This is a genomic window from Bacillus sp. SH5-2, from assembly GCF_008368905.1.
Lineage (GTDB): Bacteria > Bacillota > Bacilli > Bacillales > Bacillaceae_G > Bacillus_A > Bacillus_A luti.
The window spans coordinates 195,153-207,354 of record NZ_QOSD01000007.1; the positions used below are offsets into that span (position 1 = coordinate 195,153).

General features: G+C 36.4%; 14 protein-coding genes. 3 read left to right on the forward strand and 11 right to left on the reverse strand.

The genetic code is table 11. The features are described from left to right. The first annotated feature begins 281 nt into the window (after window positions 1-281). Window positions 282-647: a hypothetical protein gene (locus tag DN410_RS07370; protein ID WP_149176002.1), complete on the forward strand. Its 366-nt coding sequence runs from the start codon at window positions 282-284 to the stop codon at window positions 645-647. A 179-nt stretch (window positions 648-826) separates the two neighbouring features. Here DN410_RS07370 and DN410_RS07375 read toward each other — a convergent pair whose 3' ends face one another. From DN410_RS07375 to DN410_RS07395, 5 genes are all read right to left on the reverse strand, one after another. Then, a complete protein-coding gene (locus DN410_RS07375) occupies window positions 827-1,078 on the reverse strand; it encodes a hypothetical protein (protein ID WP_000435466.1) in 252 nt (83 codons plus the stop codon). A gap of 112 nt (window positions 1,079-1,190) precedes the next feature. Next, entirely contained in the window at window positions 1,191-2,723 is a 1,533-nt protein-coding gene (locus DN410_RS07380) for a fatty acid--CoA ligase family protein (protein WP_149176003.1), read from the reverse strand. Between the two features lie 161 nt (window positions 2,724-2,884). Continuing rightward, the gene (locus DN410_RS07385) at window positions 2,885-3,313 is read right to left on the reverse strand and encodes a hypothetical protein (RefSeq protein ID WP_149176004.1); all 429 of its coding nucleotides are present in this window, start codon (window positions 3,311-3,313) and stop codon (window positions 2,885-2,887) included. A gap of 250 nt (window positions 3,314-3,563) precedes the next feature. Next, window positions 3,564-4,553: a lipoate--protein ligase gene (locus DN410_RS07390; RefSeq protein WP_149176005.1), complete on the reverse strand. Its 990-nt coding sequence runs from the start codon at window positions 4,551-4,553 to the stop codon at window positions 3,564-3,566. Between the two features lie 9 nt (window positions 4,554-4,562). Continuing rightward, a complete protein-coding gene (locus DN410_RS07395) occupies window positions 4,563-5,297 on the reverse strand; it encodes an MBL fold metallo-hydrolase (protein WP_149176006.1) in 735 nt (244 codons plus the stop codon). A gap of 179 nt (window positions 5,298-5,476) precedes the next feature. Between DN410_RS07395 and yhfH the strand changes: the two genes are divergently transcribed. Beyond that, the gene (gene yhfH, locus DN410_RS07400) at window positions 5,477-5,605 is read left to right on the forward strand and encodes a protein YhfH (RefSeq protein WP_000567010.1); all 129 of its coding nucleotides are present in this window, start codon (window positions 5,477-5,479) and stop codon (window positions 5,603-5,605) included. A 39-nt stretch (window positions 5,606-5,644) separates the two neighbouring features. On the opposite strand, the gene DN410_RS07405 is transcribed toward yhfH, so the two are convergent. The 4 genes from DN410_RS07405 to DN410_RS07420 all read right to left on the reverse strand — a co-directional run bounded on the left by DN410_RS07405 (window position 5,645) and on the right by DN410_RS07420 (window position 7,988). After that, window positions 5,645-6,658 (reverse strand): LacI family DNA-binding transcriptional regulator, encoded by a 1,014-nt coding sequence (locus tag DN410_RS07405; RefSeq protein WP_149176007.1) that lies wholly within the window; start codon window positions 6,656-6,658, stop codon window positions 5,645-5,647. Between the two features lie 238 nt (window positions 6,659-6,896). Continuing rightward, window positions 6,897-7,406, reverse strand: coding sequence for a GNAT family N-acetyltransferase (locus DN410_RS07410; RefSeq protein WP_149176008.1), 510 nt, complete (start codon window positions 7,404-7,406; stop codon window positions 6,897-6,899). A 64-nt stretch (window positions 7,407-7,470) separates the two neighbouring features. Next, window positions 7,471-7,776 carry a DUF2087 domain-containing protein gene (locus DN410_RS07415; protein WP_071711135.1) on the reverse strand — a complete coding sequence of 102 codons (306 nt, stop codon included), beginning with the start codon at window positions 7,774-7,776 and terminating at the stop codon, window positions 7,471-7,473. Window positions 7,777-7,790: 14 nt separating this feature from the next. Further along, complete coding sequence (locus DN410_RS07420; RefSeq protein WP_149176009.1) at window positions 7,791-7,988, reverse strand: hypothetical protein; 198 nt, start codon at window positions 7,986-7,988, stop codon at window positions 7,791-7,793. 157 nt (window positions 7,989-8,145) lie between these two features. On the opposite strand from DN410_RS07420, the gene DN410_RS07425 reads away from it, so the two are divergent. Beyond that, window positions 8,146-8,808 carry a class I SAM-dependent methyltransferase gene (locus tag DN410_RS07425; RefSeq protein WP_149176010.1) on the forward strand — a complete coding sequence of 221 codons (663 nt, stop codon included), beginning with the start codon at window positions 8,146-8,148 and terminating at the stop codon, window positions 8,806-8,808. Window positions 8,809-8,860: 52 nt separating this feature from the next. Here DN410_RS07425 and DN410_RS07430 read toward each other — a convergent pair whose 3' ends face one another. Both DN410_RS07430 and DN410_RS07435 read right to left on the reverse strand, forming a co-directional pair. Next, window positions 8,861-11,338: a YhgE/Pip domain-containing protein gene (locus DN410_RS07430; RefSeq protein WP_149176011.1), complete on the reverse strand. Its 2,478-nt coding sequence runs from the start codon at window positions 11,336-11,338 to the stop codon at window positions 8,861-8,863. A 215-nt stretch (window positions 11,339-11,553) separates the two neighbouring features. Continuing rightward, window positions 11,554-12,126 carry a TetR/AcrR family transcriptional regulator gene (locus DN410_RS07435; RefSeq protein WP_000963373.1) on the reverse strand — a complete coding sequence of 191 codons (573 nt, stop codon included), beginning with the start codon at window positions 12,124-12,126 and terminating at the stop codon, window positions 11,554-11,556. Window positions 12,127-12,202 lie beyond the last annotated feature (76 nt).

A 12,202-nucleotide genomic window follows, 5' to 3' on the forward strand; every position in this document is an offset into this window, starting at 1 on the left:
AATATATTATAATATATGTTCTATCAATTTCATTGCTAGAAGCGCGTCACTTAACCATTTACACTTTTTAATACGACAGTTATTTTCAGCATAGATGAAATTGGGTATATTACGACGCAAGTTCGTTACCTTATTTCCAACAATTGATCTACCTCTTTAAGACTCCACTTCAAAGAAAGTAATCTATTTATGTTAAAATATTGCAAGCAACATGCTATTCTTAACAATTTAATCAAGTAGTAAACAACATCATTTAAAATCGAAGAAAGGACAGTACTAACATGGAAAACGTATCAGATGTACATAAAGAGGAGTCCATAAAATCCTTACAGTCAACAATTCGTAAACTCGAGAGTGCCTTGTCACAAATGACTCAGAAAGGTGCCAATACTACGTTAGTAAAGAAACGCCTCAAGGCAGTTTGCATCGGCTTAGCAATGCTAGAGAGTGTTTGGAATCAAAAGCCTCATCCTTACAAGCAGGAAGATTTAGCAGAAGCTCGAACTGTTCTTGCTGGTTTGCTTCCATCAATTGAAAAGGCTTATGTTAAGTCAAAGGTTGGTAGTCCTCAAAGAACTCTTTTAGAAAGAAGGATTACATCGTTGGAGCTTGCTATTCAAGCAATTGATACTACTTCTAATGAATAATTTTCCCGAATAAGACAACTGTAAAGAGCCTTACTACAAATATGTAGTAAGGCTTTTATTTCGGGCTTTATTATTAGCAAATCCATTAATCGCCTGAAACACGTTCCACTCACTTCCTCACTGATAATCATTATCAGTTAATGTTAAAAATAATAAACATCCCATTACACGATGAATGTTTATTTGTTACACAAATATGCTTTGCGATCATTTTTAAATAATAAGTAATGCGCTGTATGGACTTTTCTTTCTAAATAATCGATAGAGTACGTGCCGGATGGATCTACTAAATCTCCAATTGCACCTGAGAGCTGGTCGATTACTTTCTGCAATGTTTCTAAGTTCTTCTTTTCATTTTCAGCATTCATTTCATCCATAATGTCACAAATAAGATATTGCACTCGCCGCAAACGTAATTCCTTTTGCTCCACGTGTATCTCCTCCTTACTGGTCATATTACGGTTTAAATATATGGCATCATAGCTTAACCAATGCTAAAAAATATGAAGGCAACCACCTTCATAACGGTGGTTGCCTCTATTTTTACACTTGTATCGCTTTTTCTCGTAATGCTCTTCGGAGTAATTTACCCGTTGTATTCTTCGGCAATTCTGCTAAAAATTCAATACTCATCGGTACTTTATATTTCGCTAAATGTAGCGTGCAGTAATGCATGAGTTCTTCTTCTGTTACGTTCGTTTGTTTTAGAACGACGTAAGCTCGTACTGCTTCTCCTAAGTTTTCGTCCGGTACGCCGATTACGACAACTTCCGCTACGGATTCGTGCGTGTACAATACTTCTTCTACTTCACGAGGATATACGTTATAGCCGCCAACTAGGACGATATCTTTTTTGCGGTCAACGATATAGAAGTAACCTTCTTCATCCATTTTCGCTAAGTCACCTGTATATAGCCAGCCGTCTTTTAATGTCGCAGCTGTATCTTCTGGTGCATTATAGTAACCTTTCATCACGTTAGGCCCGCGAACGATTAATTCACCGACTGCACCGACCGGTACTTCTTCCCCAAGTTCATTTACAATTTTATTTTCTACATGCCAAATATTTGTGCCAATTGATCCTGGTTTACGAGGACGATCTAACGGATTGAAACAAGTAACTGGCGATGCTTCTGATAAACCGTATCCTTCTGAAACAATTACGTCAAAACGTTTTTCAAAGTTTTGCAGAAGTGCAACAGGCATTGACGCACCACCTGAAATACAAAGGCGAAGTGTTTTCACATCTTCTGCACTTGCTTCTTCAAATAAATATAAGTAATTGTACATCGTCGGTACGCCGGCAAAAATTGTTGGCTCATACGTACGACAAATACGGAATACTTCTTTCGGACTAAACTTTGGTAACATTAAAATCGTTGCTCCGTTCACAATCGGTGCGTTTACCGCAACGGTTAAACAGAACACGTGGAACATCGGCAGTGCCGCAACGACGCGATCATCAGCCGTATATTGTAAATACGACGCCACATCGCTCGCATTACTATATAAATTTTTATGTGTTAACATAGCGCCTTTCGGTTTTCCAGTTGTGCCTGACGTGTATAGGATAACCGCTACATCTTCTTCATCTAGTTCAGGACCTTCGTAAGTTGTATCTCCAGTGCCTACAAAACTAGTAAACGTTTTCATTTTTTCGGTTTCTGTATGGTTAAAATCTGATGAGGTTTCGCATATGATGATATTTTCTAATGAAGGAAGTCTTGTTGTAAGAGATTGTATAACAGGTAGAAGGACGTCGAGTACGATGATTGTTTTTACATCTCCATTTTGTAAAATGTAATGTATTTCGTCTGCTGTATAAATTGGATTAACTGGAATGACAGTTGCTCCCGCTTTCATTGTTCCATATAAACCGACCAAAAAATGTGGTGAATTCCCAACAACTAATGCGACATTGTCCCCTTTTCCAATGCCCATTTTTGCTAAATTGCTAGAAAACCTCGTGACCATTTTGTTTAATTGGTCATACGAGACCGACTGATCCATAAAAACATAAGCCGGTTTATCCCCCTTCTTTTTTGCCGTTTCAGCCAAAGATTGAACGAGATTCACACAAACCCCACCTTTATAAAATTTAGAATATTTAAAAATTCTAAATTAATTATATTAAAAGAAAATTAAAGTGGCAAGTGATATTCTATTAACTGCATATACACGAGTCACCTCCTCTTAGTTTACTTTGGAAAGATAAGGGAATTTTGTTCACAAGTAATTTATGAAACTAGACCAGAAATCATTTTAGGATAATATGCATTCATCTTTTCTCTAAGTTTATTAAGTTCCTCTTTATTTAACGTCGTATGCTCTCCATACAAGTTGATCGCGTCCGCTCCATCTGCATGAAAATACACCGTAACATATAGTGTCGGTAACCCTGTATTATCTTCATCTATTGAAAAGACGACATCTGGTGTTTTATTAACAGTGCTGAATGTTTCATTTCTTTTCCACTTCTTATTTTGAAACATGTCTTGTATTTCCTGTATCTTTCGTTTGTTATCTGTATGCGTAAAATATATAACATTATCTTTCGCTGGCTTTCCAATAGATAAAAGTGTGCGACTTGAGGACGTTTCATCGTTACAAGCTGTCATTCCGATGACAAAGCTAAGCAATAATACAACGTACATCACCCTTTTCATATCGATCCGCCTCCTTTTATTATGTATATTCATTTATTAGAGGCAGATGTCCTGTGATTTTATGGTATATGAAATTATATCGGCGATTTTTCGGATATATCAGCGCAACTCAATTTTTATCGGCGATTTTCCATTTATATCAGCGCAACTCGATTTTTATCAGCGATTTTCCATTTATATCGACTTACCGAAAAAACATGACAATCTACGCAAAAAGAAAGAGGCTGCCAGTTATGACAGCCCCCCATTTTTAGAAGAATAAATGTAAGAAATCTTCTGTTGTAATGTTACCGAAGTAACGTGCGATATCTACGCCTTCTAAAGCTGCGGTAAATGCGTCTTTATCAAACTGCACGCCTGTTAAACGTTCTTCAATGTCATGAACATCTAGTGAACCGAAGAAGTCACCGTAAATTTTGCATTCTGTTACTGTTCCTTTTTTCACTTCAAGGCGAACGTCAACTTGTCCAACTGGGAAGCGGTGTGAATGTTGTAAGTTGAACTTCGGTGATTTTCCGTAGTTCCAGTCCCAATTTTGGTAACGCTCTTCAGAAAGTTTGTGGATTTCTTTCCAATCTTCTTCTGTTAATTCGTACGTTGGAATTTCTGTTTCCCCTTCGAAAATTGTTTCTAGAAGAAGTTGTCTAAACTCTTCTGTCGTCATTTTTTCGTTTAGGAATTCTGTAATGTTCGCAACGCGGCTACGGATTGATTTAATCCCTTTTGATTGAATCTTATCCATTTTTACTTTTAATGCTGATACAACGTGATCGATTTCAGAGTCAAATAGTAACGTACCGTGACTGAACATACGACCTTTCGTTGAGAACTGCGCGTTACCTGAAATTTTTCTACCTTCAGCTAAAATGTCGTTACGACCACTTAGTTCTGCATTTACGCCTAATTTGCCAAGCGCTTTCGTTACAGGTTCTGTGAATTTTTTGAAGTTGCTGAAACTGTCTCCATCATCTTTCGTAATAAAGCTGAAGTTTAAGTTTCCTAAATCGTGATATACTGCGCCTCCGCCTGATAGACGACGAACGACATGAATACCTTTTTCTTTTACGTAATCTGCATTAATTTCTTCTACTGTGTTTTGGTTTTTACCAATGATAATGGAAGGTTCGTTAATGTAGAACAGTAAATATGTTTCGTTAATATCTAAATTCTTCACACAGTATTCTTCAATTGCTAAGTTTATTCTAGGATCTGTAATTCCTTTATTATCAATAAATAACATCGTATCACCTCATGAGTTCCATACGTAGCCACTATGCGCTAGCGTAATATGGCCACTGAAAATTTGTTTTGCTTCTGTTACTAAATCAGATGGGTTGCCTGTATGCGGTAAGTGCGTTAATAAAAGTTCTTTTACATTTGCATCTTTCGCAATACTTGCTACTTCTGTACTATTCATATGCCCTGCTTTTGCAGCCTCTTGATGTGCATACATATTACACTCACAAATGAAAAGATCAGCATCTTTCGTGAATGGAATGAATTCCGGAATATAACTGGAATCAGCGCTGTATACTACGATATCATCACCAGCTGTAATACGCATCGCAAAGCATGTAACAGGATGAACAGTTTTTAAGAATGAAATCGAGAACGGTCCAACTTGCAGTGTTTTTTCTGGGTTGTACGCGATCCCTTTCGTGTGTGGTTCATGCGTTAAAGATTGGAATCCATTCTCATCAAACGTATGACCGTATATTGGTAACTCCGGTAGTTGTCCCTTTGTCGCACTCATAATTAATCTCGCATATTGCAATACCCCAATGTCTGCAACATGATCGTGATGATAGTGCGACAGTACAACTGCATCTATATCAGATGGCGTTATATATTTTTGAATCTGTGCTAGTACACCACTACCACAGTCGACAAGTAAACGAAAACCATCGTGTTCAAACAAATACCCCGACGTTGCTTCTCCCGCTTCTGGAAAGCCGCCCCAAAAGCCGACAACAGTCATTTTCATATGTATCCTTCCTTTCTAAAACCGAGTAGAAATGCAGTTTTTACTTACATCCTACATTGTTAACTATAATCCATTTCCTAAACTTTTTCATTAATTTTCAATTTGTTATAAAACAGTTGTTGACTTTTGTTTCTTGTACTAATACAATGATAGTAAGAAATGGAAATGGAGGGATTGACATGATCGATCAACCAATGGAGTTTTTCAGAAATTTACCGACGAAAACTTGTGCGCACTGCGGGAAAGAAATTGATGAGCAGCACGAAGCATACCATAACAAATGTGACGATTGCGTTCACGAAGAATAGTAGTTTGTGAACAGAAAAAAACCTAGCAGACATAGTCTACTAGGCTAATAACATCGTATCCTTCATCGTTGAACCTTTCACCAAGAGCTCCAGTTCAAACTCATACAATTCTTTTTTCCTATAATTTTTTGTATGGATTTTATCCATCATCAGGTCGACAACTTTTCGGGCCATCTCATCAATCGGCTGTTCAATTGTCGTAATACCTGGCTCTGTAATCTGTGATAAAATTTGATTATCAAAACCGATAACAGCGAGATCATCTGGGATACTCCATTCGTGGCGTTTCGCCTCTGAAATAATTCCAGCTGCTACCTCATCGCCTCCTGCCAAAATCGCGGTAGGATTTTTTTTGTCCTTTAATACTTCATGGAATATTCGTTTCCCATCCTCCCAAGAGAAAGCGTTTTCAAGAAAATCAATCGCTTCCACTTCTCTACTCTTTTCAGTAATCGCACGCAAAAAGCCCATTTTTCGCTGCTGGCTAACAACTTTGGTTTCGTTACCACGGCAAAAAATAAGATTACGATATCCTTGTTCTAACACATGTTTGGCAGCTATGTATGCCCCTTGTGCATGATCAAACTTCACTGTTGGAACATTTGCTTCCTCAATATATTCATTACATAACACGATTGGACCGTGTTGTAAGTATGGCTCTACATCTTCCCACGGATTTTCTAGTGAACATAGAATAATCCCATCTACTTGTTTCGTAGATAATAATTGTAAATACTCCATCTCTTTTTCTGGTAAATATCTTGTTTGACAAATAATCAGTTTATATTTATGTTCAGAAGCAGCAATCTCGATTGCTTCAATAAATCGACTGAAGAAAGGATTTGTAATCCTTGGAACTAGCACCGCAATTGTTTCCGTTTTTTGTTTACGAAGTCTTCTCGCCGCAGAATTAGGAACGAATCCTAAATGCTTCATTGCTAATTGAACCCTTTTTTTCTTCTCATCTGAAACATATGGATGATTATTAATCACCCTAGAAACCGTTGTCCTTGATAACCCCGCTAATTTCGCCACGTCCTCGATAGTCGACACGAAATTCTCCCCCTTTGCATGAAAACGTTTTCTTAATCTGATTATATAGTATATTATTGGAAACTGCAATATAGGTTGTTATGATTTTACTATATTAATATTATACATAGGGGAAAGTATGTTAAGGGGAAGGGAAAACATGCTGCTTTTAGAAGTTTACATTAGGCATATTAAAAAGATGTACATACCATAACGTATATACACCGTCTTATGAATATACCCTTTATGTAATCAAATGCTATTCAATATAAAACCCCATCAATACGTCATCTCCATATAATCCATCTTCATATTTAATTTGCTTTCTTTGTCTTCCTTCTTCTACAAATCCCATACGTTTATACACCTTAATCGCCCGGTCATTAATAGAAACTACGCCTAAGCAAATTTTCTCTAAACCTTTCTGTCCTTTAGCCCAGCTAATCAGAAATTCAATTAGCTTCGTACCAATACCTTGATTACAGTACGCCTCTCTAATCCCCATTCCCATTGTGCCCGCATGTCGTAAACGTTCTAGTTCATATCGATTGAAAAGTAAAAAGCCAACTAGCTTACTATCTACTTCATAAACGATGTAAAGATTACCTTTTTCATTGCTTTTCCGTATCTTTTCTCTTTCTGTATCAATATCATTTGGTAATTGATTTGGAGACACTATAAAAAACTTTGTAGTACTTTCCGATAATATAATTTCTTTTCTAATCTCCATAATGGATTCCGCATCAACCTCTTTTGCTAATCGTATCACTGAATCACCTCATACCTTTTACTACAAAGATGAATAGATAACATAAGGATCCCCCGCTGATTCATTATTTTAACTCCTCCCACTTCGTCCAAACTTCTCTCCCGTTTATTTGGTACATATTATCTTCTCGATCCATAAATCCGTGCACGATAAATTCGCGTCTAATTGTACAAAAGTCCTCATGATATTGTTTGATGAATGTATTCATTTCTTTTTCCGTATACTGATTCTCTGCATTTAATTTGCTAACTAAATGCTCTAACAATACTAGTTTTTTCTTCTTTTGACCTGGAATCGATTTTAAGCGGTCTTCTTTATCGAAAAAGTTACGAATGGTCGTATCTCTGAATTTCATTTCGCTTTCGGTCATTTTTCTCCTCCTTATTATTTATCCTTTTCTTTTTCACCGAAAAGATCCAGCGCATAACCTATGCTTATGAGAAAATAGTAGAATGCAAGAAATGCTAACGTATCGTTTACACTCGTATATTCTTCTTTACGAAACAGAATCGGTGATAGTGTGAAAACTAAGAAATAGATGCATGGATACAGTATGAAATAATAGTTAAAATGTCTTCTCATAGCCCCTCCTCTTTATGTATGATTCTATTCAAATATTTGTAATCCTTTCTCTTCTAATGTAAATCAAAAGGCATTTCCACATAAAAGCGATATGTTCTATCCGATTATCTTTTACATATATTGAAAGGAATGAATTAAAATTCAAGGAGGAATATGAATGCGATGGATTTATTATGACCCTATATTTGAGGTAGACCAAGTCGCTCCATCTGTTAGAACTTCTTCGCCATGGACTGGTCACAACAAATTTGCATATGATCTCGTTACATTTTTCAAACCTCAAAAAATAGTAGAACTCGGGACATATTACGGTTCTTCTTTCTATAGTTTTTGTCAGGCCGTAAAAGATGAACAGCTTTCAACGCAATGTACCGCAATTGATACTTGGCAAGGAGATCCACACGGTGGTTACTACGGAGAAAATGTATTCGAAACCGTAACACATGTGCTGAATACGTGTTATCCAGGGATCGGAAAAACGATTCGTTCTACATTTGATAATGCTTTAGATCAATTTGAAGATGAAAGCATCGACTTATTACATATCGATGGGTTTCATACATTTGAGGCCGTCTCACACGATTATGCTACATGGTTACCAAAGCTTAAAAAGAACGGTATTGTTTTATTTCATGATACAGCCGTTTTAGAAAATGGATTTGGTGTATATATATTATGGGATACTTTAAAAGCACAGCACCCTCATCTAGAATTTACACATTCGTACGGTTTAGGCGTTCTCTTTCCAAAGGGATATGAGGAAAAGTTCGAAAATGTACTAAAGAACAATAAAGAACTACAGCTCAAGTACGGTGGGTAAACTCCTACTATAATTAGATAAGTAAAAAAGCACCATTTAGGTGCTTTTTTATTTATACTTCAACTGATTGATTTTCAGCAATATTTTTAAATTGTCGTTTGTGCATCCAAGTTAATGAAGCTATTGTTCCAATTGATAATACAACGATAAAGATCATGAGTATTCCAATGTTTTGCCACATGAAGTTAAAGTCTCCGCTTGATACGACTGCTTTCAATCCTGATACAGAGTATGTCATTGGTAACCAAGCATGAAATGGTTGTAAAAATTTCGGAATTAATTCTAGCGGGAATGTTCCCGCACTCGTTGTAAGCTGTATAATTAATGTAATGATGGCGATGAAACGTCCTGCATCACCGAATGCTGTTACTAAACATTGAATTAATGCGATAAACGATAAACTTGTAATGATGCTAAAGAGTATGAAGTATGGAATGCTTTGTACTTCTACACCTAATCCGAACAATAAAATGACATCTGCTACTATTGCTTGAATAATGCCGACTGATAGTAACACACCAAACTTGCTAATAAACCAGCTAAATCCGGATTTTGGAACACCGACTGTATCACGTAACGGGTATACGATAGATAATAGTAATGCCCCAACGAATAAACCAAGTGATAAGAAATACGGCGTAAATCCAGTTCCGTAGTTTGGCACTTCCGCCATTTTCTCCGTCTTCACTTTTACAGGGCTTGCAAACATATCATACGTTTTAGCTGTTCCTTTTACTTCACCTGTTTTTTCTGCCCCTTCACCAAGCTTCTCAGCGAGTTCACCTGAACCATCGTTTACTTTCACGAGTCCATCTGTCACTTTTCCTGATCCGTCGGCTAGTTTACTTACTCCGTCGATTAGCTGGGTTGAACCAGTTGATATTTTATTTAGACCACCGTTTAAAGTGCCTATGCCTGTCGTTACTTGGCTTGAACCGTCTGTTAATTGCTTTATTCCTCCTGACATTTGATTTGCTCCTGCGGATAATGTACCTAACCCACCTGTTACTTGCCCCGATCCATCCGCTAATTGGGTTACGCCATCAATTAATTGACCTGACCCGTTATTTAATTTATCTACACCTACTTTGGCATTATTTAATCCTTCACCAAATACATGAAACTTACTTACAAATTCGTTTTGCGCATTCGTTAATTTTTCAATGCCATTTGTTAAAGTGTTAACCACTCCTGAATTCGGTAATTTGTTTTGCATTTCACTTGTCTTTTGATTTATTTCACCTTTTAGTTGTTTTACTTCTTCGTTTAGTTGCTTTGTTCCACCCGATACTACAGCAACTTTTTGTTGAACTGTCGCTGTACTTTTTGCCGCATTTGTAATATACGGTTGTAACTGCTCTTGATATTCTTTTGGTAAACTCTCAATTTGCTTTTGTAAGTTAGCTACATCTTGCGTTGCATTTTTTGCATCTCCTGCTGTTGATTGAGTAAATTCATTTAACTGACTTACGTTTTTTTCAGCCCCATCTATTTTCTCATTTACTTTATTTAATATGGTAGGAACTTTCGCCTGCAGTTCCTCTAAACCTGCAGCAGAACTTTTCACTTTACTATCTAACTCTTGCAAACCATTTTTGATTTTTTGAGAACCTTCCTCTAATTGACTTTGTCCTCCAACAAGCTGTTCCATACCAGCTGCTAATTCATTCGTTCCTGTTTTTAATTCACCTGATTTATTTACTAATGTATTCAAACCCGCTGTTACTTTCTGAGACCCATCTTGTAATTTCCCTATACCTGCCTGCATTTCACCTGTTTTACTATTTAACGTATTTAAACCTGCTGTTACTTTTCCTGACCCATCTTGTAATTTATTAGATCCATCTGCTAATTTCTGAACCCCATCTTTCATCTCCCCAGACTTCCCTTGAAGTGTATGGAGCCCTTCCGTCACTTTCCCCGATCCATCATGCAATTCACTAGATCCGTCGTGTAACTTATTTGCCCCGTCCGCCCCATCTGCTAATCCTTTTGAGACGTCTTTCATGGAATCAAACATTTTCTCTGCATATGTTTTCGTTAACGTACTTGCTACTTCACCTTTCATTTTTTCAATGGCTGTTCCGCCAATTTGTGAAGATAAGAAGTTTAAGCTTTCGTTTGGGATGTATTCTAAGTTTAATGGTTTCGGATCATCTTTTAGTAACGTTGTAGCGTTACTTGAGAAGTCATCTGGAATGCGTACTAACATATAATACTTTCTATCTTCCATTCCTTCTTTCGCTTCTTTTTCACTTACAAACTCCCATTTAAAACTTTTATTCTCTTTTAAGTTATCAACGAGCCCTTTCCCGACCTCAATCGGTTTCCCGTCAAATACTGCTCCTTTATCTAAGTTAACTACCGCAACTGGCAAATCATCTAGCTGTTTATACGGATCCCAAAAGGCCCATAAAAACATCCCTGCATATAAAATCGGAACAAACAAAACCGCGATAATTGGAATTAATATTTTTTTACTTTTTATAATTTCAGCAAATTCTTTACGAAATAACTTATACCCTCTCATAATGTTTCCCCCTTTTTAAAATGACCAAAATTAAATTCTGGTCATCTTTACCCAAATAAAAAGGCTGTACTCGTTCATACATATGCCTTATCCCCGAATTTATACTATGCAACTTTTCCTCAATTTGAAAGTAATATTTCTATTATCCCCCCTTAAATTAAATATATGACCATTTTGTTCATATGGTCATTTTTTATAATAATAAAAGGATTATCTTAATTTGACAATCCTTTTAATAAATAAAGTTCAAATAATTCTGCAATTTTCTCTTTTTCTAGCGGTTCATGATTTTTTTCCCAATCAAAAATAAGCGATACGTATAAGCGAAGCATAATAAATGCTGTAATTTCTGGATCACATTTGCTAATTTCACCTTTTTCAATCGCAATTTCTAAATACGATTGAATAACAGAAACGATTTCCACATCAACTTGTTGCATCACTTCTTGTACTTCTTTCGTTCCCATATCGCGCTCTTCTTGAATTAATTTAATCATGAGCTGATGTTCTTTTCTAAATTCTAAGATGCTATATAATGCTCTATGTACATTTTCAAAAAATGAAACATCTGAACGAATTGCATTTTCTGCAACTTGCTTCATTTCTGTAATTAAATTAGAAATAATTTCACCAAATAGCTCTTCTTTATTTTTGAAAAAAGTATAAATCGTTCCTTTTCCTACATTCGCTAATTTCGCTACTTGATCCATCGTTGTTGCTTTATAACCGAACGCTGAAAAAGACTTTGTTGCAGCTTCAATAATAGAACGTTTTCGATCTATCGCCACATCATCACCTCCAAAAATGACCAATTGGATAATATAGTCAATCAGTACATCTTTGATATTACCACACGCTTACATT

Bases quoted from the DNA above. Each gene is read 5' to 3' on its own strand.
- DN410_RS07370 (WP_149176002.1), top strand. From the start codon at position 282: ATGGAAAACGTATCAGATGTACATAAAGAGGAGTCCATAAAATCCTTA.
- DN410_RS07385 (WP_149176004.1), bottom strand. From the start codon at position 3,313: ATGAAAAGGGTGATGTACGTTGTATTATTGCTTAGCTTTGTCATCGGA.
- DN410_RS07390 (WP_149176005.1), bottom strand. From the start codon at position 4,553: ATGTTATTTATTGATAATAAAGGAATTACAGATCCTAGAATAAACTTA.
- DN410_RS07395 (WP_149176006.1), bottom strand. From the start codon at position 5,297: ATGAAAATGACTGTTGTCGGCTTTTGGGGCGGCTTTCCAGAAGCGGGA.
- yhfH (WP_000567010.1), top strand. From the start codon at position 5,477: ATGATCGATCAACCAATGGAGTTTTTCAGAAATTTACCGACGAAAACT.
- DN410_RS07415 (WP_071711135.1), bottom strand. From the start codon at position 7,776: ATGACCGAAAGCGAAATGAAATTCAGAGATACGACCATTCGTAACTTT.
- DN410_RS07420 (WP_149176009.1), bottom strand. From the start codon at position 7,988: ATGAGAAGACATTTTAACTATTATTTCATACTGTATCCATGCATCTAT.
- DN410_RS07425 (WP_149176010.1), top strand. From the start codon at position 8,146: ATGCGATGGATTTATTATGACCCTATATTTGAGGTAGACCAAGTCGCT.
- DN410_RS07430 (WP_149176011.1), bottom strand. From the start codon at position 11,338: ATGAGAGGGTATAAGTTATTTCGTAAAGAATTTGCTGAAATTATAAAA.